At 69.1% G+C, this 22,234-nt stretch carries 18 protein-coding genes; 9 read left to right on the forward strand and 9 right to left on the reverse strand.

The window, feature by feature from the left end; translation table 11 throughout:
• The first annotated feature begins 24 nt into the window (after nt 1–24).
• The 5 genes from ABH935_RS17380 to ABH935_RS17400 are packed head-to-tail and all read left to right on the forward strand — an operon-like array spanning nt 25 to nt 5,355.
• Nucleotides 25–1,692, forward strand: coding sequence for an ABC transporter substrate-binding protein (locus ABH935_RS17380; protein ID WP_370378926.1), 1,668 nt, complete (start codon nt 25–27; stop codon nt 1,690–1,692).
• Nucleotides 1,689–2,639 carry an ABC transporter permease gene (locus ABH935_RS17385; protein WP_370378927.1) on the forward strand — a complete coding sequence of 317 codons (951 nt, stop codon included), beginning with the start codon at nt 1,689–1,691 and terminating at the stop codon, nt 2,637–2,639. The genes ABH935_RS17380 and ABH935_RS17385 overlap by 4 nt, the downstream gene beginning before the upstream one ends.
• Nucleotides 2,636–3,553: an ABC transporter permease gene (locus ABH935_RS17390; RefSeq protein ID WP_370378928.1), complete on the forward strand. Its 918-nt coding sequence runs from the start codon at nt 2,636–2,638 to the stop codon at nt 3,551–3,553. Before ABH935_RS17385 ends, ABH935_RS17390 begins: the two co-directional genes overlap by 4 nt.
• Nucleotides 3,537–4,508: an ABC transporter ATP-binding protein gene (locus ABH935_RS17395; protein ID WP_370378929.1), complete on the forward strand. Its 972-nt coding sequence runs from the start codon at nt 3,537–3,539 to the stop codon at nt 4,506–4,508. The genes ABH935_RS17390 and ABH935_RS17395 overlap by 17 nt, the downstream gene beginning before the upstream one ends.
• On the forward strand, nt 4,489–5,355 hold the full coding sequence (locus ABH935_RS17400; protein ID WP_370378930.1) for an ABC transporter ATP-binding protein: 867 nt from the start codon (nt 4,489–4,491) through the stop codon (nt 5,353–5,355). The genes ABH935_RS17395 and ABH935_RS17400 overlap by 20 nt, the downstream gene beginning before the upstream one ends.
• Nucleotides 5,356–5,442: 87 nt before the next feature.
• On the opposite strand, the gene ABH935_RS17405 is transcribed toward ABH935_RS17400, so the two are convergent.
• A complete protein-coding gene (locus tag ABH935_RS17405) occupies nt 5,443–6,132 on the reverse strand; it encodes a type 1 glutamine amidotransferase domain-containing protein (RefSeq protein WP_370378931.1) in 690 nt (229 codons plus the stop codon).
• A 28-nt stretch (nt 6,133–6,160) separates the two neighbouring features.
• A complete protein-coding gene (locus ABH935_RS17410) occupies nt 6,161–6,922 on the reverse strand; it encodes an SDR family NAD(P)-dependent oxidoreductase (protein WP_370378932.1) in 762 nt (253 codons plus the stop codon).
• A gap of 325 nt (nt 6,923–7,247) precedes the next feature.
• On the opposite strand from ABH935_RS17410, the gene ABH935_RS17415 reads away from it, so the two are divergent.
• Nucleotides 7,248–8,144, forward strand: a complete 897-nt coding sequence (locus tag ABH935_RS17415) for an AraC family transcriptional regulator N-terminal domain-containing protein (protein WP_370378933.1) — start codon at nt 7,248–7,250, stop codon at nt 8,142–8,144.
• 299 nt (nt 8,145–8,443) lie between these two features.
• Nucleotides 8,444–10,375 (forward strand): family 20 glycosylhydrolase, encoded by a 1,932-nt coding sequence (locus tag ABH935_RS17420; RefSeq protein ID WP_370378934.1) that lies wholly within the window; start codon nt 8,444–8,446, stop codon nt 10,373–10,375.
• 80 nt (nt 10,376–10,455) lie between these two features.
• Here the strand turns inward: ABH935_RS17420 and ABH935_RS17425 are convergent, their stop codons facing one another.
• Nucleotides 10,456–10,902: an SRPBCC domain-containing protein gene (locus ABH935_RS17425; RefSeq protein WP_370378935.1), complete on the reverse strand. Its 447-nt coding sequence runs from the start codon at nt 10,900–10,902 to the stop codon at nt 10,456–10,458.
• A 105-nt stretch (nt 10,903–11,007) separates the two neighbouring features.
• Nucleotides 11,008–12,897 (reverse strand): tetratricopeptide repeat protein, encoded by a 1,890-nt coding sequence (locus tag ABH935_RS17430; protein WP_370378936.1) that lies wholly within the window; start codon nt 12,895–12,897, stop codon nt 11,008–11,010.
• A 187-nt stretch (nt 12,898–13,084) separates the two neighbouring features.
• Between ABH935_RS17430 and ABH935_RS17435 the strand changes: the two genes are divergently transcribed.
• Complete coding sequence (locus ABH935_RS17435) at nt 13,085–14,089, forward strand: LppX_LprAFG lipoprotein (protein ID WP_370378937.1); 1,005 nt, start codon at nt 13,085–13,087, stop codon at nt 14,087–14,089.
• Between the two features lie 199 nt (nt 14,090–14,288).
• Here the strand turns inward: ABH935_RS17435 and lhgO are convergent, their stop codons facing one another.
• Both lhgO and ABH935_RS17445 read right to left on the reverse strand, forming a co-directional pair.
• Nucleotides 14,289–15,467, reverse strand: a complete 1,179-nt coding sequence (gene lhgO / locus ABH935_RS17440; RefSeq protein ID WP_370378938.1) for an L-2-hydroxyglutarate oxidase — start codon at nt 15,465–15,467, stop codon at nt 14,289–14,291.
• 167 nt (nt 15,468–15,634) lie between these two features.
• Nucleotides 15,635–16,066: a DoxX family protein gene (locus tag ABH935_RS17445; protein WP_370378939.1), complete on the reverse strand. Its 432-nt coding sequence runs from the start codon at nt 16,064–16,066 to the stop codon at nt 15,635–15,637.
• Nucleotides 16,067–17,436: 1,370 nt separating this feature from the next.
• On the opposite strand from ABH935_RS17445, the gene ABH935_RS17450 reads away from it, so the two are divergent.
• The gene (locus tag ABH935_RS17450) at nt 17,437–17,724 is read left to right on the forward strand and encodes a hypothetical protein (protein ID WP_370378940.1); all 288 of its coding nucleotides are present in this window, start codon (nt 17,437–17,439) and stop codon (nt 17,722–17,724) included.
• Between the two features lie 63 nt (nt 17,725–17,787).
• Here ABH935_RS17450 and ABH935_RS17455 read toward each other — a convergent pair whose 3' ends face one another.
• Genes ABH935_RS17455 through ABH935_RS17465 form a run of 3 tightly spaced genes read right to left on the reverse strand, consistent with a single transcriptional unit; the run spans nt 17,788 to nt 22,165 of the window.
• On the reverse strand, nt 17,788–19,377 hold the full coding sequence (locus tag ABH935_RS17455; protein ID WP_370378941.1) for an ArnT family glycosyltransferase: 1,590 nt from the start codon (nt 19,375–19,377) through the stop codon (nt 17,788–17,790).
• Nucleotides 19,374–20,900 (reverse strand): ArnT family glycosyltransferase, encoded by a 1,527-nt coding sequence (locus ABH935_RS17460; protein ID WP_370378942.1) that lies wholly within the window; start codon nt 20,898–20,900, stop codon nt 19,374–19,376. The genes ABH935_RS17455 and ABH935_RS17460 overlap by 4 nt, the downstream gene beginning before the upstream one ends.
• Before the next feature lie 14 nt (nt 20,901–20,914).
• The gene (locus ABH935_RS17465) at nt 20,915–22,165 is read right to left on the reverse strand and encodes a glycosyltransferase family 2 protein (protein ID WP_194909167.1); all 1,251 of its coding nucleotides are present in this window, start codon (nt 22,163–22,165) and stop codon (nt 20,915–20,917) included.
• Nucleotides 22,166–22,234 lie beyond the last annotated feature (69 nt).

The following is a 22,234-nucleotide window of genomic DNA, read 5'->3' on the forward strand; positions in this document are numbered from 1 at the left end:
CCCTCAAGAAAGGACAGCACCGCCATGAACCGCATACCGGCCCGCCTGGCCGTGCCCCTGGCCGTCACCGCCGCCGCGTCGCTGGCTCTGTCCGGCTGCTCCGGCAAGAGCAGCGGCACCAAGCAGGCCGCCCCGAGCGCGAACATCTCCACCAACGAGCTGACCACCGGCACCGCCACCGGCCCGCTCGACGCCGTGACCTGGTCCGGCGACTACCGCGCGCCGTACTCGCTGGACCCGCTGAAGACCGCGGACTATCCGGAGGAGACGATCCTGGGCAACGTCTGCGAGCCGCTTCTGCGCACCAATCCGGACTACTCTCTCGCCCCGGGGCTGGCGAAGTCCTGGCAGCAGGTCGACGGCACCCACATCGTGTTCGACCTCGACCCGTCGGCGCACTTCAGCGACGGCAAGCCGGTCACGGCCGACGACGTGGTGTTCAGTCTCAAGCGCAACCTGGACCCGAACGTCGCCTCGAACTACGCGGACTCCTACAACCAGGTCACCGACATCGGCGCGACCGGGCCGAGTCAGGTGACGATCACACTGTCACAGCCGAACTACGTGTTCATCCACAACATGGGCATCCTGGCCGGCGCGATCGTGGAGAAGGCGAACACGGTGGCCGCCGGGCAGAACTTCGGCAGCGCGACCGGCAAGCTGGTGTGCTCCGGGCCGTTCACCGTCGAGTCGTTCGACGGCACCAACTCGCTGGTGCTGAAGAAGGACCCGAACTACTGGGACCCGACGCACGCCGCCAAGGTCGGCAAGCTGACGTTCACCTTCCCCCAAGACCCGCAGAGCTTCTCCAACGGCCTGACCCAGGGCACCATCGAGGGCGCGTTCGACCTGCCGGTCAACGTGGTGCCGACGCTGCAGAAGGCCACGAACGGCAAGCTGTACGTCGGCGGCGAGGGCTCGACCACGCAGAACGTGGACCTGATCGTCTCCAAGCTCGACGGCGGCCTGAAGGACCCGGCGGTCCGGCAGGCGCTGTCGCTGGCCATCGACCGCGCCGGCATCGCCGGGTCGATCTTCGCCGGCGCCGCCGATCCGCTGTACGCGGTGGCAGGCCCCGGCTTCTTCGACACCCAGCCGGACCCGGTGAAGGCCGTCTACCAGGCCGCCTACGACAAGCTGAAGGTCACCCCGGACCTGAAGAAGGCGGCGGACCTGGTGAATCAGGCCGGCGCCAAGAGCAAGACAGTCACCGTCGCCTACTCCGCCGACGGTTCCACGTTCGCGCAGCTGGCGCAGGTGCTCCAGCAGACCGGCAACGCCATCGGCCTGACCATGAAGATCGTGGCCCTGCCGCCGCAGCAGTACGGCAACCTGTTCACCGATCCGAAAGCGCGCGCCGACTACGACGGCTTCCTGACGCTGAACTACCTGGAGTTCCCCGACGTCTCGACGATGTACGCCAGCTACGCGACCAAGAGCGGCGTGCAGAACTTCAACGGGTACGAGAACGCCACCGTGGAGAGCGCGGTACAGAAGGCACAGGGCACTGACGACCTGATCCAGCGGGCGAACTTCGCGGTGCAGGCCCAGGCCCAGGCGATGCAGGACCTGCCGTGGATCCCGATCGTGGCGCCGCGGGCGCTGGTGTGGCAGAACACGAAGGTGACCGGGGCGCCGCTGACGTTCTCGTACATGTCCTACGCGTGGGGCGCGGCGGTGGGCGCGCCGTGACGGTCCGATTCCTGATCCGCAGGCTCGGCGGGCTGGGGGTGACGCTGCTGCTGGCCAGCATGCTGATCTTCTCCTCGCTGTACCTCGCGCCGGGGAGCCCGGAGAACATCGTGTTCGGGAACCGGACGCCCTCGCCCGCGGCGCGGGCGGCGGTGCGGCACCAGCTGCACCTGGACGATCCGCTGCCGGTGCGGTACTGGGACTGGCTGACCGGGGCGCTGCACGGCGACTTCGGGCGGTCGATGGTCACGGACCAGCAGGTGTCCGACCGGGTCGGAGCGGGGCTGGCGACGACCGTGACCCTGGTGGTCCTGGCCGCGCTGATGATCGCGGTGCTGGGCCTGACGCTGGGGGTCGCGGCGGCGTTGAAGCCGGGGTTCGTGGACTCGGCGGTGAACGTCTACACGTCGGTGTCGGTGACGGTGCCGCCGTTCGTCGCCTCCGCCCTGCTGATCTCGACGTTCGCGGTGAAGCTCGGCTGGTTCCCGGCCTCGGGGGTCGAGAACGGGTTCTGGGGGCGGATCGACAGTCTGGTCCTGCCGGCGGCGGCGATGGCGCTGATCTCGTGCGGGTTCCTGGCGCGGGTGACGCGCAACGCGATGCGGGAGCAGTTGGCCAAGGAACACGTGCAGACGGCGACGGCCCGCGGGCTGCCGCGACGGCACGTGATCCGGCGGCACGTGCTGCGCAACGCGCTGCCGCCGATCGTCACGGTGATCGGGCTGCAGGTGGCCGGGCTGTTCGCCTCGACGCTGATCGTCGAGTCGGCGTTCGGGGTGCCGGGGATCGGGCGGCTGACGATCCAGTCGGTGGCGCAGAAGGACTTCCCGGTGGTGCAGGCGGTGGCGCTGCTGCTGGTTGCGGCGTTCGTGGTGGCCAACGCGGTGACGGATCTGGTCCAGGGCCTGGTCGATCCGCGGTTGAAGACGGCGGGAGGTGCGGCGTGAGGAACAAGAAGCAGGGCCGGATCCGGGCCGTCTACAAGTGGCTCGGTCCGTCCGGCACGCTGGCCGCGCTGTTCCTGCTGCTGATGGTCCTGGCGGCGGTGTTCGCCTCGGTGCTGGCTCCGGCCGACCCGAACACCGGCGACCTGCTGAACAACTATCAGGGCTCTTCGGCGAGCCACCTGCTGGGCACCGACGGCATCGGCCGCGACATCCTGTCCCGGCTGCTGTACGGGACGCGCACCTCACTGCTGGGCCCGGCGCTGGTCGTCGGCGTGTCGATGGCGATCGGGATCCCACTGGCGCTGCTCGGCGCCTGGTACGGCGGCGTCGTCGACTCCGCGGTCGCCCGGGTGCTGGACCTGGTGTACGCGCTGCCGGGGCTGTTGCTGGCGGTGCTGACCGTGGCGCTGTTCGGCCCGGGGCTGACACCGGCGGTGGTGGCGTTGTCGATCGCGTACGTGCCGTTCCTGGCGCGGATCGTGCGGGCGGCGGCGCGGCAGCAGCGGGTCAGCCCGTATGTGGACGCACTGGCGGTGCAGGGCTTCGGGGTGTTCCGGATCAGCGTCCGGCACATCCTGCGGAACATCGCGCCGGTGGTGCTGGGGCAGGCCGCGATCGCGTTCGGGTACGCGCTGCTGGACCTGGCGTCGCTGTCGTATCTGGGACTGGCGGTGCAGGCCCCGACGGCGGACTGGGGCGTGATGGTCAGCGACACCGACGCGCTGTTGAAGGGCTATTCGACGCCGGTGCTGCTGCCGGGGTTGCTGATCGTGGGCTCGGTGCTGTCGCTGACGGTGCTGGGTGCGCGGATCTCCGGCGAGCGTCCGGAGCCGCATCCGTTGTTCGGGCGGCTGTTCGGACGGGTTTCCGGATCAGGATCGGAAAGGAGGGCGGCCGATGCTCCGGCTTCGTGATGTGGACGTGGCGCTGAATGTCGAGGGCCGGATGCGGCCGGTGCTGACCGGCCTGAACCTGGACCTGGCCGAGGGCGAGGCGCTGGGGCTGGTCGGCGAGTCCGGGTCCGGCAAGTCGATGACCGTGCGCACCATCACCCGGCTGCTGCCGCACGGCGCGCGGGTGAGCGGCGCGGTCGAGTTCGAGGGACGCGACGTGCTGGCGATGCGGCCGGCCGAGCTGCGGGCGTTCCGCGACTCGGACGTCGGCGTGGTCTTCCAGGACCCGCGGGCCGCGATCAACCCGACGCACCGGATCGGGGACTTCGTCGGCGAGGCGCTGCGGGTGAACCGCGGCGTGTCCAAGGGCGAGGCGGCGCGGCGCTCGGCGGAGCTGCTGGCCGCGGTCGGCATCGACGACGCCGAGCGGCGGCTGCGGCAGTACCCGCACGAGCTCAGCGGCGGCATGCTGCAGCGCGCCATGATCGCCTCGGTGCTGGCCGCCGAGCCCCGGCTGATCCTGGCCGACGAGCCGACCACCGCGCTGGACGTGACGATCCAGGCCGAGGTGGTGGGCATCCTGGACCGGCTGCGCCGCGAGCGGGCGCTGAGCATGGTGTTCATCACCCACGACCTGGACCTGGCGCTGGCGGTGTGCGACCGGGTGGCGGTGATGTACGCCGGCTCCGTGGTGGAGGTGCGCTCGGCGCGGGAGCTGCACGACACCGCGCGGCACCCGTACACGATCGGGCTGCTGGGATCACGGCCGGCGATCGAGCGGCGGGCCGAACGGCTCACGGCGATCCCGGGGCGTCCGGTGTCGGCGTTCGAGGCCGGGCCCGGCTGCGCGTTCGTCAGCCGGTGCGCATTCGCGCAGGACGCGTGCCGGGCGAGCCGGCCGCGGTTGGAGGCGTTCCAGGGTGGCCTGGTCCGCTGCCACCGGGTGGAGGAGATCCATGAGCACTCTGTCGTCTGAACCGTCGTCTGAACCGCGGACCCCGCCGATCCCGGCCGACAACCGCCCCGCGATCGCGGTCAGCGGTCTGACGAAGGACTTCCGCGTCGCCGACAAGCACGGCCGGCGCTCGGTCTTCACCGCGGTGTCCGACGTCTCGTTCACGGTCCCGGCCGGCGGCTCGCTGGGCCTGGTCGGCGAGTCCGGATCCGGCAAGACCACGACCGCCCGGATGCTGGTCGGGCTCGAAACGCCGACCGCCGGCCGGATCGAGGCGCTCGGCCACGACCGCTCCCGCCCGGCCCGCAGCGCCGCCGAGCGCCGCCGCCGAGCCCGGGAGCTGCAGATCGTGTTTCAGGACCCGTACACCTCGCTGGACCCGAGCCAGACGGTGCGCGCGGCCGTCGACGAGGTGCTGCGGGCGCACAGCGGCCTGGAGGGGCCGGCGCGCGCCGGCCGACTGGCCGAACTCCTGGACCAGGTCGGCTTCGACGAGCGTCAGGCATCGGCACGCCCCCGCGAACTGTCCGGCGGACAGCGGCAGCGCGTCGCGATCGCCCGGGCGCTGGCCGCCGACCCGCGGGTGCTGATCCTGGACGAGGCGGTGTCGGCGCTGGACGTGTCGATCCAGGCGCAGATCCTGAACCTGCTGGTGGACATCCGCACCGCGACCGGCATCGCCTACCTGCTGATCTCGCACGACCTGGCGGTGGTGCGGCACCTGTGCGACTCGGTGGTGGTACTACGACGCGGCCGCGTGGTGGAGTCCGGGGACTGCGGCGCGGTTTTGGACACGCCCGCGGACGAGTACACCCGGGTGTTGCGCGCCTCGGTGCCGGTGCCGGGGTGGCGGCCGGGGAGCGGGTGACTCCTTGAGCGACGTCGATCGCGGCAGGATGTCGACGCTCCTCCGGAGCCACCGCCGCGACCACGTCCGTCCGGGACGGCTTCGACGTCACTTTCCAGTGAGGGCGTCGAGGACGTCGGCGGCGACTGCCCGGGCGGAGCCGGGGTTCTGGCCGGTGATGAGGTTGCCGTCGCGGACTGTGAACGACTTCAGCGGCAGGCGGGCCTTCTCGTAGCGGGCGCCTTGTTGTTTGACGATTTCCTCGACGTTGTAGGGGACCTTCTTCGCGACTCCTGCGACGATCTCCTCGGTCCAGGAGAATCCGGTCATCCGCTTGTCCTTGACCAGGTACTCGCCGTCGGTGAGCCGGAGGTCGGCCAGCGCGGTGTATCCGTGGCAGACGCTGGAGACGATGCGTCCGTTCTCGAACATGTCGCGGGCGAGCCGCTGCAGGTGGGGGTCGTCTCGGAAGTCCCACATGGTGCCGTGCCCGCCGGTGAAGTAGATGGCGTCGTAGTCGGACCAGGTGAGGTTCTCGGCGTGCAGCGTGTTCTCCAGGCGTGCCATGAACGCCGGGTCTTCAAGCCGTCGTCGCACCGCTCGGTCGGCGGTGAACCGGCCCAGCGAGCGGGGCTCCAGCGGCGAGCGTCCGCCGGCGGGGCTGGCGATGTCCTGCTCGTATCCGTGGGCTTCGAGCAGGTCGTAGAAGTGCGTCAGCTCGCCCAGCCACAGCCCCGTCGGCTTGTCCGTGTCGCCGAAGGTGCCCTGGTTGGTGACGATGTTGAGGATCTTGCCCATGGTGGACCCCTTCGGTGGGTCGCGGCGCTCAGGCCTGTTCGGTGGGGCGGACGAGCAGTTCGTTGACGGTGACGTGCCGGGGGCGGGTGACGATGTAGCCGATGGCGTCGGCGACGTCCTGGCTCTGCAGCCGTTCGATGTCGCCCAGGCCGGCGGCGATCATCTGCTGGACGGCCGGCGAGTTCTGGGCGCGCAGTTCGGTGTCGACGCTGCCGGGTTCGACGACGGCCACGCGGACGTGCTGGCGGGTCAGCTCCTGGCGCAGCGCTTCGGTGAAGCCGTTGACGCCGAACTTGGTGGCGCTATAGACGGCGGACATGGCGAAGGCGGTGCGGCCGTTCAGCGAGCTGATGTTGACGATGTCGGCGACCTGGCGCGGCCCGTCGCCGGCGGCCTTGAGCAGGTGGGGAATCGCGGCGTGGGTGGTGTGCATCAGACCGGTGAGGTTGACGTCGACCATGCGCCGCCAGTCGTTCAGGTCCGCACCGGGGGTCGGTCCCAACAGCATCACGCCGGCGTTGTTGACCAGGATGTCCAAACGGCCCAGTTCCTCGGCGGTCCGCTCGACCGCCTCGGCGACAGCGCCGGCGTCGGTGACGTCGGTGGGCAGGGCCAGCGCCTTGCCGCCGGCGGCGGTGATCTGTGCGGCCAGGTCGGTCAGCCGGTCGGCGCGTTGGCCGACCAACGCCACCGACGCGCCTTCGCGGGCGAGTTCGGCGGCGGTCGCCTGGCCGATGCCGCTGGAGGCCCCGGTGACCAGGGCGACGGTTCCGTCAAGACGGCGTGTCATAGTTCAAGCCTTTCGATGATCGTCCACACGGCTGCGGACCGTACAAGCCCCAGGCGGCAACGCCTCGGTGGCCCGGCCAGCCGCTGTATGTATTCAAACAGTCACCCGGAGTTCCTGCCCGGGTGGGTTGTTTGCCCGATCGGCCACTCGGTCGTCCTGCCGAGGCGCGATTGTTCGAGGCCGACAACCAATCCATTCAAACAGCGCGACGGGCGAAGGTGTTAGAACAATTCTCCCGGGCACTTGCCTGATCCTCGCGCATTTAGAAGACCAGGTCCGACCAGGTACGTAAGGTAGCTCGCCGCAGAAAATGCAATACTTAGACATGGCGTTGGACGAACTTTGCACTCTTCTGGCCCGTCACGCCCGCGACGACGCGACGACCGCCATCGAGGATCTGCTGATCGGCCGGGAAGAGGCGGACACGTCGCTGCCGCCGGCCACCGGAACGCGCATGACCTTGATCGCCCAAGGCGCGAAACGCCTCGCGTACGACGACGTCGTGCACCACTTCCAGGCCGGCCAGTACCTGGTCTCCTCGATCGCCATGCCCCTCAAGTGCCATTTCATCGACGCCACTCCGGAGCGGCCGGTCCTGGGTCTTTGCCTGCTCCTGCACTCTTCGGAGGTCGCCGGACTGCTGCTGCAAGCCGCCCCCGACGCCGTCGCGCACAACGACACCGCGGCCACACCACCACCCGTCGCCTTCAGCGACGTCCCCGACGCGCTCCTGGACGCCTCAGTCCGCCTGGTCCGCCTGCTCGACCAGCCACGCGACCGGGACGTGCTCGCCCCCCTGGTCAAACGCGAGATCATCTGGCGGCTGATCACCAGCGAGCACGGCGCGACAGTCCGCCAGATCGGGCTCACCGACAGCAGGCTCTCCCCCATCGCCAGGGCCCTGCGATGGATCCGGGACAACTACAAGGAGCCGTTCCAGGTCGAGGACCTCGCAGCCCTGATCGGGCTGAGCGCCTCCGCCTTCTACCGGAACTTCCAAGCCGTCACCGGAACCACTCCCATCCAGTACCAGAAGAAGATCAGGCTCCAAGAGGCCCGACTTCTCCTGGCAGCGAATCCGAAGGACGTCGCACGCATCGGAAGCCTCGTGGGGTACAGCAGTCCCTCGCAGTTCAGCCGCGAGTACCGCCGTCACTTTGGAGCACCGCCCAGCCAGGACGCGATCCGATTCGCAGCGGACGCCGGCGACGCGAAGGGCTGAGCGGCTCGCCAGCCTCGGCGAAGAGGTGAGCCGATAGTCGGCTGGAGCGAAGCAGACTGTCGATGAGGGCACGCTCCAGCGTTCCCCTCCGGCAAAGCGCCTTGCCCAAAAATGGCTGCGCCGTGCCCGATTCTCGCTATCTACCCTTCGCAGGCAACGGACCGTTGCACGTCACCTGACTCTCATTCAATACTGCACACCACCACTCCGTAGCGGTCTAGACCACAAAGGTTCACGGTATAGACCACCGGGCACCTCTCGCCCTTCGCTCATACCCGCTCTCACACTCAGGGCCGAACATGCGAGCACTCAGATTCCTCGTCGCGGCGTCCCTCGCCGCAGCCGGCACAGCGCCGGCGACCCTCCTCATGGCGACTCCCGCCGCCCATGCCGCCTCCACCACCCCCCAGACCGTCCCCGCGCTCCAGTCCTGGTCACCCGGAACCGGTTCCTTCGCCTGGACGCCGGCCAGCCGGGTCGTCATCGATCCGGCGTACTCCGACCAGCTGTCCGGTGACGCGAACACGTTCGCCACCGACCTGTCAGCCCTCGAAGGCCGTACGGTGGCAGTGGCGCAGGGCACGCCGAATCCGGGCGACATCGCGCTGACCCTCGGCGGGTCCCAGCCGACCGAGGGCTACACCATGACGGTCGGCGACAGCATCTCGATCCAGGGCAGCACCACGACCGGCGAGTTCTGGGGCACGCGCACGGCGCTGCAGTTGCTACACCAGAGTCCGACGATCACTGCCGGGACGGCCACCGACGCACCCGCGAAATCGGAACGGGGCCTGATGGTCGACACCGGGCGGAACTTCTTCCCCGTCGGCTGGATCGAGAACCAGATCCGTGACATGTCCTACCTGAAGATGAACTACCTGCACCTGCACCTGTCCGACACCTACGGGTTCCGGCTGGAGAGCGATACGCACCCGGAGATCACCTCGGCGCAGCACTACTCCAAGCAAGACATCGCCGACATCGTCGCCCTGGGCAACCAGTACCACGTCATGATCGTGCCGGAGATCGACATGCCCGGGCACACGGACGCGATCCTGTCCGGCGAACTGTCGATCGGCAATGACTACCGACTCAAAGACTCCTCCGGCAACGCCTCCAGCTCCTACATCGACCTGTCGATCCCCGGCGCACGGACCCTGATGAGCGACCTGATCAACGAGTACCTGCCGTTGTTCACGAACAGCCCGTACTGGCACCTCGGCGCCGACGAGTACGTCACCGACTACAGCGCCTACCCCCAGCTACTCGCCTACGCGCAGCAGAACTACGGGCCGAACGCCACCGCGAAGGACACCTACTACGGCTTCGTCAACTGGGCCGACAGCCTCGTCCGCGGCAACCCCACCGCGCCGAAGACCATGCGGATGTGGAACGACGGGATCGGCTCCGGTGACGGCACCATCACCCCCAACGCCGACATCATCGTCGAGTTCTGGGCGAACGGAGCCCTGACCCCGCAGCAACTCATCGACGCCGGCCACACCGTCGCCAACGCCTCCTGGACCCCCACCTACTACGTCTACGGCGGCGCGAAACCCAACACCACGTGGATGTACCAGTCCTGGAACCCCGACCTGTTCGAAAGCACGCACACGATCGACAACCCCGCTGCGAACCTCGGCTCCCTGATCCACGTCTGGTGCGACAACCCGTCAGCGGAGACCGTCGACCAGACCGCCGAGAACCTGAAGTACCCGCTGCGTGACCTGGCCCAGATGACCTGGGGCTCCCCCAAACTCACCACGACCTACGCGGACTTCGTCCCCATCATGGACGCGATCGGCCGCGACCCGCTGTGGCCGGGCTCGCAACCGCAATCCCACGACCTGGCCCTCGGTCAGCCGACCACGGCGTCCTCGGTGGAGAACGGCACCAGCTTCACCCCGGACCTGGCCACCGACGGCAACCCCGCCACCCGCTGGTCGAGCGACTACTCCGACCCGCAGTGGCTGCAGGTCGACCTCGGCACCACCCACACCGTCACCGAGGTCAAGCTGTCCTGGGAGACCGCGTACGCCAGCGCGTTCCAAATCCAAGTCTCCGACGACGCCACCACCTGGACCACGATCTACTCCACCACAACCGGCACCGGCGGAACCCAAGACCTGACCGGCTTGAACGGCACCGGCCGCTACATCCGGATGTACGGCACCACCCGAGCCACCCAATGGGGCTACTCCCTGTGGTCCTTCGAGGTGTACGGAACGTAGAGCTCGTTCGGCTTCAGGTGCAGGCGGTACCCGCACGGGTACCGCCTGCACCTTGTTGCGAGTCCTCAGGTTGCAAGTCCTCAGAGGGATTCGGCGATCTTGGCCACTTCGGCGAGGATCGCGCCCGCGGTCTGCTCGACGATCTCCTTGGCCTCGGCGGCGACGCGAGTGCTGGAGGTGACCTCGGTGCGGCCGCCGCCCAGGTCGGCGAAGTCGACGGCCACTTCGAGCGTCTCGGGGCCGTTGGGGACCGTCATCACCACGCGGCGGTGCTCCACGACCTCGACATAGCGGCCCTCCAGCTCGATCTCCTCCCCACCGGGGGTGACGACGGCGCTCCACGTTCCACCGGTGCGCAGGTCGGCACGGACGGAACCGGGCTTGGCGCCGAACCACTGCGCGAAGTACTCAGGCTCAGTGTCGGCACGCCACGCCTTGTCGCAGGTGGCGTTGATGACGCGGGTCACGGAGACGGTGATGGTCTCGCTCGTGGTCTGGCTCGTCGTCTGACTCGTCGTCTCGCTCATGATCTGCTCCTTGGCCGAGGTCCGGCGTCCGTTGTGCTTGCCGTCGGGGGTGTAGACGAGCGGGGCGGCGGAAACTCATCGCTGGGCCCGCTTCACTGACACCCGCTACCTCGCCTCACGCAGTTGTCGCAAGGCATCGGCCGCGCTCGTTCGGACCTGGCCGTTGGCGCTGCGGCCGACGGTCTCCAGCAAGTCGAGCGCCTGCTCCACATAGCCCTCTTGAGCGGCCATGATGCCCAAGTGCAGATGCCCCTGGGCGGCGGCGTCGGGGTCCGTGGAGTACGCGGCCGCGCGGAAGCAGTTGGCGGCCTCGCGCGGGTCGCCGGTCTTGAGGTGCAGCAGCCCGAGACGGACCACCGCCGCCGGCGCGAAAGCGCTCGTGCCGGTCGCCACAGATTCCAGCAGTTCTCGCGCCTCCTCCAGCTCTCCTCGCCCGCGCAACAACTCGCCGAAGTAGAACGCCGCGCGGGGCGCCACCTCGGGAACTCTGGAGTCCACGGCCTCTCGGTAGTACCGGATCGCGCCTTCGATGTCGCCCGACTGCTCGCAAGCCGCTCCCAACTCGGTCGCTGCTTGCGCCGCCAACTTTCGGTCGCCGCACTCACGCGCCGCCTTCAGCGCCGCGACGGTCCCGGGGTGGTCTCCGCGCTGTATCAGCAGGCGCGCCAGCCCGAGCGCCGCCTGGCCGACCGCGCTTGGCCGCCGCGTATCCAGCGCCATTCGGTACTGCTGCTCTGCTTCCCGTACGCGGTTCTGCTGCTCCAGGATCAACCCGCTCAGCGCCGCGGCCTCGGCCCGCACGTCCGGATCGGCTGATGCCGCAACCGATTCCAGCTCCGACAGCGCACGCTCGGTCTTGCCCTCGGCCGCGTCGAGGAACGCGGCCGCGATCTGGCCGGCGGTGCGCACTTTGGCGTCGTGGGAGGCGGCGGCCCGTTCGGCGACGATGTGCGCGGTGCCGAGGTCTCCGCGGCCGAGCAGCCCGGTGGACAGTTCGAGGACGAGGTCGAAGTCGAGCTCGACCTCCCCTCGCGCCACCATGGCCTGAGCCAGCCCCGGCGAGTTCACCAGATCCTCCACCGACCGCGGCGCCGGTCGGCCCTCCATGCGTTCCAGGACCGCTTGGAACTCCTCGTCGATGGTGATCGTCGGCTCGCCGTTCTCGACGGATGTCACCTGGACGACTTTGCGCGGCCGCCACCAGTAGACCGACGGCGAGAGCGGATCGTCGGCCTGGTCGTAGAAGGTCTGGGCGGACTGGCCCATGGCGTTGAGGCTGGCTGCGAAGACCGATAGATCCTCAAGCGGGTGGACCAGCAGGTGCTGCCTGGTCGGTACCGCCACCAGCGCACCCTCCGGCGGCAGCGGACGACCGGTCAGAGCCGCGGCCAGCTGGCTCAGCACCGACACCAGGCTCGCGGTGTAGGGCGAGGCGTCGATCAGCAGGTGGAAGCGGCCACCGTCCTCGCTTTGCACGAGGTGACGCCCCCGGAACTCCAGCTTCGCAAGGTTCTCCATCGCCCGCTGGCGAACCACCGGGGATCCGCCGAGGTCGGCCTCACCGGAGGCCGACAGCACGTGGACTCCTTCGGGCAGGTTCAGCGCGGTGAACAGGCGGATGCCGGGCACGACGACCTGTGCGTGCGCGACCCGGCCGGGGTCGTCGAAGACGGACTCGTCGAGCAGGATCGGTATCAGGGTGCTGTGTGCGTGCTCCAGCCCGTGCGCTTCGAGGCGGCTCAGAGTACTGATCGAGCGGACCATGCCGGCCACACGTTCCCGCACCAGCACCGGCCAGGATTCGGTATCGGGCAGCGTCCGCACGCAATCGGCCACCAGCGACGGTAGCCAGAACAGGCGCCCGGCGCCGTCGATCGCGATCTGCCCCTTGAACGCGACCTCCAATCCGTCGGCCGCGAAGGCCGCCCGGACGAGCTCGTGCAGCTGCCGCGCCAACGGCTCGCTGAGCGCGCCGTACCCCTGCTCTGCAGACATTGTGCCTTCCCCGATTCCTGCTGCGTTCCCGACCCGCTGACAAGATCCGGATTCTAGCGGCGGCGGTGACCTGCTCCCCTGATGAGTAGGTCTTCGCATGCGGCGAAGACGAGCTGAACGCTAATCTCGACGAGCGTCATCCAAGGATGCAGTGAGACTTCGCGATCAATGAGCCGGGGGAACGCCAGTGCCAGGGCACAGTGCACAGCGACGCAGAAGGCGCACGGTCCACGGCATCGCGGCGGCCGCCGGCCTGGCGACCGCGGTGGCGGTGGTCGCGGGATGCGCGAGCAGGAGCGGGCTCGCCGCGCGGCCGGACAAGTCCGTCGGCGGAGCGATCCAGTTCGCGGCCGCGCGAGTCGTCGCGGCGAAAAGCGTCCACGTCCACGGGGCGATCTCCGGAGGTGTCTCCGGAACGGTCGACGGGTCGGTCGTCTTCGCGCCCGCCTTGCAGGGCGAGCTGACGGTGAAGCTCAGCGATGCGGCGGACATGGTTCCCACCCGCGTCCTCTACGACGGCACGACCTTGTACACGTCGATACCGAAGGGCTACCACGCCACTTCCAAGGCCAAGCCGAACGCCTCGTGGTTCGCGATGAACGCGGCCGATCTCCTGCCGAAGAACTCGCCGGTTCTCGGCATGCTGAGGTCCGACCCGGCGGCGCTGGTCAAGCAAGTTCTGGCGAAGGGCAAGTTCGCCCAGGCCGGGACGGGCACGGCCGACGGCGTCGCCGCGACCCACTTCACCGGCGACCTGGCCGGCGACACCGCCGGCCACGTCGATGTCTGGCTCGACGCCACCGGCCTCCCGGTCGAGATCGTCTTCCAGTCCACCGCGGACAAGCAACCTTCTGGCCGCACCGAGCTCCATTTCAGTCAGTGGGGCCAGCCGGTCACGATCACGCCTCCACCGGACGACCAAGTCCTCACGGAACAGGATCAGATCTCGTTCGCGATCTCCGGCCAGCAGTTCAAGGTCTCCGGCGGCAAGTTGAACGGTTCGACATTCCCGCAGAGCGGCGGCGGCGTCACCATCGGCAGCCCTCCGTCGGGCGGCTCCGGTCAGCAGGTCTGCGTCCCGGTCACCCTCCCGTCGTCGGACCAGCCGGACCAGCCAGATCAGCCGGCCCAGCCGGCTCCGACGAGCGTGTGCGTCACCGTCACGCTACCGGCGGCGCCGACGCACACCTGAGTGAGAACGGGTGATGTCGGAGGGATCTTCGCGGGTGCGCGGCGCCCCGACGTGGCGCGGTTCGGAGATGACCACCGCCAGGGCGGTCACGAGAAAGATCATCCCAAGGATCAGCAACGTGGCGAGAAGACCACCGGCATACATGACGACGTCTCCCTTCGTAGGGGTCAGACATCCCTTGTAGCCGTGATGCGCAGGTTCAAACGATGTCCGCGATATGGCGGGCGATCTCCAGCGCGCTCGTCGCGGCCGGCGACGGCGCGTTCAGGACGTGCACCTGGTCGCGCGTGGTCTCGATGAGGAAGTCGTCGACCAGCGAGCCGTCGCGGCGCATGGCCTGCGCACGCACGCCTGAGCCGTGGCGCACGATGTCGTCCTCGGTGACCGCCGGAACCAGCCGGGCCAGGCTCGCGGCGAACCGCCTCTTCGAGAACGAGCGGCGGACCTCGTCCAGACCCGTCGGGATCGCGTACTTGCGGGCGAGCCGCCACGTCCCGGGGAAGGCCGCCACCTCGGCGACGTCCTTCGCGGAGAAGTCGGTCCAGCGGTAGCCCTCGCGACGCAGGGCGAGCACCGCGTTCGGCCCGGCGTGCACGCTGCCGTCGAGCATCCGCGTGAGGTGCACGCCCAGGAACGGCAGCGTCGGATCCGGCACCGGGTAGATCAGGCCCTTGACCAGGTGGCGGCTCTCCGGCCGGAGCTCGTAGTACTCGCCGCGGAAGGGCACGATCTGTGCCGAAGGCGTCAGCCCGGCCAGCCGCGCCACCCGATCGGAGTGCAGGCCGGCGCAGTTGACCAGAACGTCGGCGCGGACGATGCCGGCCGCGGTCGCGACCTCGACACCGCCGTTGCGCCCGGCCCGAATCCCGAGCGCGGCACTGTTCAGCCGTAGGTCGGCGCCGGCCTCACCGAGCAGCCGGACCAGCGCGGCACAGACGCCGGGATAGTCGATGATCCCGGTGGACTCGACCCGCAGCGCGGCGACACACGAGACCTCGGGCTCGTACTCCCGGGCCTCAGCCGGCGTGATCCGCCTCGCCGGCACGCCGTTGGCCACGGCCCGCTCGGCCAGCACGTCGAGCGCCGGGATCTCCTCCTCGCCGGTCGCGACGACGAGCTTCCCGCAGACTTCGACCGGCACGCCGTGCTCGCGGGCGAAGTCCACGATGGACCGGTTGCCGGCGACGGACATGCGCGCCTTGAACGAGCCGGGCTTGTAGTAGAGCCCGGCGTGGACGACGTTCGAGTTGTGGCCGGTCTGGTGCGAGGCCCAGGCGGCCTCCTTCTCCAGCACGGTGACGCCCAGCCCCCGCCCGGCCAGCTCCCGGGCCACGGCCAGACCGACGATTCCGCCCCCGACGACTACGACACTGCGCACGATTGGTCAGGCTACGCGACTCAGTACCGACAGGTGCGGGAATCGGACGGTGGCGAGGATCCCGCGCAGCGGGACCAAGACGACTGGACGGTGTACACAAGAGCCCGGCCGAACCCGAAGGAGCGGTACTTCGGATCCGGCCGGCGCTCAGGTTGCCTTACCCCTGCCTAGACCGCCGCCGCAGGCTCTCCGCCGCCGGTCACCCGGAACTTCGCCCTCGCCCTCAACGTGTCGACGGCCAGCGGCCCCGGCCCGACGATCGCGACCATGAGGAACGCCCACGAGAACAACGCGGCGGGCTCGCCGCCGTTCTGCATGGGCAGCAGGGCCTTCTCCTGGTGCACGGAGAAGTAGGCGTAGGCCATGGTCCCCGAGAGCATCACCGCCGACGTCCGGGTGCCGAGCCCGACCAGCACGAGCACCCCGAACCCGAACTGCAGGGCCGCCGCGACCCCGCCGGGCCACATCAGAGGCGAGACCGTCTTGCCCGAGACGGGGAAGCCGAACAAGGTGGAGGCGCCATGGCAGGCGATGAGAAAGCCGACCACTATGCGGAACAGTGATGCGCCGTACTCAGGCACAGGTTTGAGGCTGGACATCTGGTTCTCCGCTTCCGTGTCCGTCCGCCGGCCTGCGCCGTCGGACCGTGGTGGTGTCCCCCGGAACGGCCAGGTGTGGCCGACTGTCACAGAACGTTGAAATAAGGGTCCTGGTTCAGTTTCGGAAGCGGATTCCGGCCGGGGATGAAAGTTCCGACCACCTCGGCGTTCAGCCGCGCCAGACGCCCGTCCAGTCGTAGCGCGGCGCCGAGGTCGCGTGCTCCCGGAGGTAGGCGATTTTTCGGCGCTCCTGCTTGATGTGTGGGTGTGGGTGTGGGTGTGGGTGTGGGTGTGGGTGTGGGTGTGGGTGTGGGTGTGGGTGTGGGTGGCTGGGGGTGTGGTGGGTGCGGTTTGTTGGTGGGTTTTAGGAGCTTTTTACGGCTTCGCGCGGGTTTAAGAAGGATCCGCTGGGGGGCGCAGTTCGGTGGTGTGCCGCAGGTTGCGCTGGCGGCTGGCGGTGTTCGTGTGCACGACCGCGCACAGGTTCGGGTCACTGCGCACGCGTTGCGTGGGCGGCGATCGTCGGGCGTGGTGGGCGCCGACAGTCAAAAGCAGGGCCTCCGGCGGCGCCTGCGCGGCGAGCGGCACTCGCTCCGGGGAGGGGGGCCGCGCTGTCTGCCGCCGGACGCTGCTTGTGGTCGCCTCGTCCCGGATTCCCCGTCGCGTCGTCGCCTGACGGAAGCAGACCGGTCCGGTGGTATCAAGTCGGATCACTGCTGCTTCGGTCGGGTTTCGTGCGACTTGACACCACCGGCCCGATCAGCTTGGCTACGCCCGCCGACGCGACGGGGAACCCGGGACAACCCCGCCTGTGGGAAGAATTCCCGCACCTCCGGCTCGACGGCTCACCGCCGCCTATGCCTGCCGAGTGGACCCCGTCCACACCACAGGCGGCCGCCGCCCGCCCACCTGACGCGCGCGCAGTGACTCGGACCCGCGCGCGGTCGTGGCCAGCACCACCGGCGGCCGCCTGCGAGACGATCTTCCAGTCGTCGACGGGGCCGCCGGCGTCGAACCAGGCGTGCATCCACTGCTCGACGCGGGCATGGCCGTGGTAGACCGGGCCGTAGCACTCGGCGACCACGCATTCCTCGGTCGAGGTGGCCCCGGCGGCGGATCTGCCGCGTTGATTCTCGCGGAAACCGGAGGTACAGCGGACCGTGAGTCAGGACATGCCGGCTGATACCAGTGGGGGTACCCCCTACGGGCATGGCGGCCACCCCGTCGAGTCAGTGGTTCGCGGCGGCGACTACACTGAGTGGCCAAGAATCAGGGTTCTGCCGAGCCCGGCGACGCGAGGAGGGGCGCCCATCGTGCCCGCAAGCGAAGGAAGAGGCCCGGCGGAGGCCTCTGACCGGCAGGTGAACAGTGTGTTCGACATCGACGAGGTGTCCGGGTACCGAACGGTCGTCAAGTGCATGGGCCGCACCTTCTCCGCCGTGGCGGCGGACGGTGAGGTCACCATCACCGACGTCACCGACATCACCCGTCCCGTCCGGCTCGGGGTCGCCCGGGGGCGGGGCAGCGACGGCCGATGGCGGATCATCGGCCCGAACGAGCAGGACGTCCTGACGACCGCGAGCCTGCTGCACGCCGCCATCGCCCTGCGGCAGGCGGTCGAACCGGCGTTCGCGGCCCGGGCCGTCCGGAGCGAGTGAGCGAGAGAGCGATCCGGCACTCCTGTCGCGCGACCCGCCGGGTAGCGGCCCGGGTGGCTGTGACTACCCGGCCGCCCACACCTCATACATCTGTGTCCCGTGGCTGGTCGCTCCCGGCACCTGCGCCACCAGCCGGTAGCCGGAGCCCTTCGCGCTGAGCGTCTTGTCCAGCTCGTCGTCGAGCGCCGCGGTCGGGCCGTGGTCCAGGATCACCAGGTTGAAGTAGTGGTCCTGCAGCGCGCTCTGGTACGCCTGGACGCCCTGCAGCGCCTGTCCCTGCTTCGTCGTGTATGAGAAGAAGAAGGTCGTGAACCACTCGTAGGGCTGCGTCTTGTCCCGGAGGTAGTACCGCGGAACCTCGTTCTCCTCCGCGAGATACCGCTCATGCCCCTCGTGCACGAGCGGGCGGATCGCGTCGACCATCTTCGTCGAGTTCGGCCAGCCGTCGTACAGCGGAACCACGGCGTGCGTCGCGTACAGGGTCAGAACGGCCGCGATTCCCAAGGCCAGGCCTGGGATGCGCTTGCGGACGTCCTTGTGCTGGAGACGCGCCAGACCGGCGATCGCCAGCCCGGCGACCGGGGCGGCGAACATCAGGCCGAAGCCGAGGTGCTTGTGCAGAGACTGCATCTTGTGCAGGTGGCCCTGGTAGATGGTGGCCAGCAGCGCGGAGCCCGCGAGGGTGGCCGCCAACCAGGTGCGAGCCCGCGAGCCGTTCCTGCGGAACGCCTCGAAACAGGTGCCGGCGACCGCCAGCACGAACACCCAGCCGCACCAGACCATCGACAGCCGGACGATCGCCGAGACGGGGTCGCCGCCCTGGTCGCGGCTGGTCGTGGTCTGTCTGATGCCGAGCTTCATATCAGGACTGAGCGACATGTACGCTGCGAGGAGGAGCGCCACGACTCCGGCCGTCAACGCGGCACCACGTATCAGGCCCTTGATCCACTGGGCGCGGCGAGGGTGTTCGCCGTCCGGGACGGTGAACACCGACACGGCGATGACCGTAGGCACGTATAGCAGCGCCGCGTACTTGACCGCCACTGCCAAGGCCAGTACCGGGGCTGCTGCCAGCACCGCGACGGCCGGCATCCGCGCCGTCCGCACCACGATCCAGAACGCCGTCGCCAACAGCAGGATCGCCAACGCGTCGTAGGTGGCGAACCGGCTGAGGAACAGCGTCGGCGCGGACGTCGTGAACAGCAGCGCCGCGAGGATCGCCGGAGCCTGCCCGTAGAGCCGCCGCGTGATCGTCCAGACGAGTCCGGTCGCCGCGAGCAGGAACAGCATGCTCATGGCCCGGGCCGCCTCCAGGCCGCCGAGGTAGTCGGCCCCGGCGGCGAGGATCGGATACAGGAACGGCGCGCCCGAGAAGTAGCTCGGGTAGGAGTCGTAGGTCGGCGTGCCGTGCAGCTCCAGCGCGAGTTCGCGGTGGCCGGCGTAGAGATACAGCGACTCGTCCTCGAACGCCGAGTTGGACAGCCGGTACGCCAGGACGATCTGCAGAATCATGATCAGCGCCAGCGGGAGCCGGCCGCGAAGCAGGATGCTGATGCGGTCGCCGAGGCTCGATCGCTGCGTACCCGCCGTTTCGGCGGTCTCGACCGCCGGCCCGTCCTCGGCCGTGTCGGACCGGGATTCCACCGTCGTCACCGATTCACCTTCAGAATGTCGATCCGCTGATCCCCGCTGCCGAAGGTCGCCACGACCCCGGCGTGCCCCATGGCCTCGCGCACCGTCGGCAGGCCGTTCGGGTCCTGCCGGATCACGGACGTCGAGACGACGTAGTCGATGTCCTTCCACCCGTCGGGCATGGTGTGCGCGACCGCCGGGTCCAGGTCCACCTTGTAGAACCAGATCACCCCGAGCCCGGGCTGGAAGCCCTGGTCGGCCAGGTCCGGCCACATCGCGTCGTCGACGACGATCCGGGTGTGCGCGTGGTCCGGGACGTGTGTCCTGATCCAGGCCGAGGCCTGGGCGTACTGGTCGTTGGAGAACGCCGTGTCGGCGGTCGCGTCGCCGGTCTGCCACTGCGGCGCGATCAGCCCGATCAGCACGACGCCGCCGAACGCCGCGACGTCGAGCCGGCGCCACGGCACGTCCCAGCGCCACCAGCCGCGGATCCAGGCTCGCGTCCGCTCGCGCAGGAGAACCGCGACGACGGCGTCGGCGAGCCCGGCGATCGAGACGGCGAAGAACGGGATCGCCTGGATCACGTACATCGCCGGCAGGTAGCCGTTCGGCCGGGCCCCGACGATGATCAGGATCACCCCGGCCAGCGCGATCGGCCGTAGCCGCCGCACCGCCAGCGCCAGGAACGAGCACGCCGTCCCGGCGTACATCAGGATCGGGTCCCGGACCAGCCACCAGTGCAGCGTCAGGTTCGACACCGATCCCGAGCGCAGGATGTTCCCGGAGCCGGTCCGGCCCAGCTGATAGGAGATGGCCCCGAACAGCGAGTTGTGCCCGGGCCCGGCGAACAGCTCGCCCTTGAGCAGCGCGTAGAGCGGGTACTGGAGCACGATCAGCCCGGCCGCGGACAGGAACCCGACCACGGAGAACTTGCGCGTCGCCTTGTCCGAGCCCCGCCACAGGGCCAACAGCAGCGCCGGCGCGACGACCAGCATCGTCTCCTTCGACAGGATCGAGACCGCCGCGCAGGCCCCGGCCGCGACGTGGTGCCACAGGTGCCGCTTCGGCGACAGCGCCAGCACGAAGGCGGCGACCATCCACACCACGGCGAAGTTGTCGAGGTAGATCTCGCGCTGCATGGTCACCGACAGCGGCGACAGCCCGAAGACCACGACGCCCAGCGCGGCGGCCCACCGCGCCATGCCGACCCGGCGGCAGAGCACGTATACGAGTGCCGAGGCGATCGCCGTGACCGGCAGCATGATCACCCGGGCGTGCATCACGACCATGGTCCCGTGGTCGAACAGCGCCGGGATCCAGGACAGCGCCGCGATCTGGATCCAGCCCAGCGGCGGGTGGTCGTACCAGTAGCTGTAGTGCGCGAGGCCGTGGCCGTGCTGGATCGCCCAGGCCTGCGCCAGGTAGGTCCCCTCGTCGTCGCTGACGGTCGGGAAGTTGGCGATGTTCTTGCCCTGCACCAGCACGATGAGCGCCACCAGCGGCAGGCAGACCGACAGGTCGGGGTGGCGGCGGACGAAGTCCATGAACCGTCCCCGCATCAGAGTGCGGCCTCGGCTTCCAGGTGCGCGCCGACGTGCTTGGTGAGCTCCCAGTCCTTGCGGCCGCGCGCCTCGCGCCACACCGCGCGCAGCGCCGCCCAAGCCAGGATCAGCTGGTAGACCGGGCCGCCGAGGAGCAGCTTGACGTAGTGCTGCGGGCGCACCGGAAGCTGGTACTGCTTGCCGAAGTCGTGCAGCCCCACGGCTTCGAAGAAGAACGTCGCCAGCATCGGGATCACCGGCAGGAACGAGATCAGCGCGACCCCGATCGGCACATTCGTGATCAGCGCGACGGTGAAGCCGAGCATGACCAGGATGCCGGAGAACGCTTGGAAGAACGGCGTCATCAGCGTGTAGCGGGCCAGCATGCGCTGGCGTCGCGAGGGGAGCCGCTTCCAGTCCTTCTTCCGCAGGACCTGCAGGAAGCCCTGGTTCCAGCGGGTCCGCTGCTTCATCAGCGCGACGACCGAACCGGGCGTCTCCTCGCGGGTGACCATCTCCGAGTCGTAGGCGACGACCACCTTCGCGCCCTGCGACGAGAGGCGGACGCCGAGGTCGCAGTCCTCCGCCAGGCACTCCTGGTCCCAGCCGCCGTTCGCGCGCAGCAGGTCGGTCCGCACGAACACCGTGTTGCCGCCGAGCGGGATGAAACCCTTGCTGGCGTGCAGATGCAGCCGGCTGCGGAACCAGAAGAAGTACTCCAGGCAGTTGCGCAGGCTGTACCAGGAGGAGTGGTAGTTGATGAGCTGCACGCCGCCCTGCACGACCGCGGCACCGGTGTCCCGGAACGCGTGGTCGACGTGCGCCAGCAGCTCCGGATGCACCTGGTCCTCGGCGTCGAAGACCCCGACGACCTCGCCGCGGCAGTGCGGGAGCGCGTTGTTCAGGGCCTTGGGCTTGTTCTTCTTCTCGTGGTAGTCGGTGACCACCCGGACCCGGTCGGCGTTGCGCGCGGCCAGGCCGTGCGCCACTTCGGCGGTCTCCGGGTCGTCGTGGCCGACGATCACCAGGACCTCGTAGTCGGTGTGCGTCGACTCCAGCAGCCGGGTCACCGTGTGGTCCAGCACCTCCTGCTCGTGCCGCGCCGGCACCAGGAGCGAGAACGACAGACCGCAGTCACCGTCGGGGGCTGCGAACTTCGTGGATTCGAGCGTCTCCGGCGTGCGCCAGGCGTGCAGCATCCACCACAAGGTGAAAGCCGCGACACCGAATTGGAACGCGGAGAACAAGATGATGGCGATTGAGAACATTGAGTGGATCCCCCTGAACGACCGGTCGACCCGGCGTGGCCCGCACTCAACACTTTCGCATGCCCAAAG

Source organism: Catenulispora sp. GAS73, from assembly GCF_041262085.1.
Taxonomy (GTDB): Bacteria; Actinomycetota; Actinomycetes; order Streptomycetales; family Catenulisporaceae; genus Catenulispora.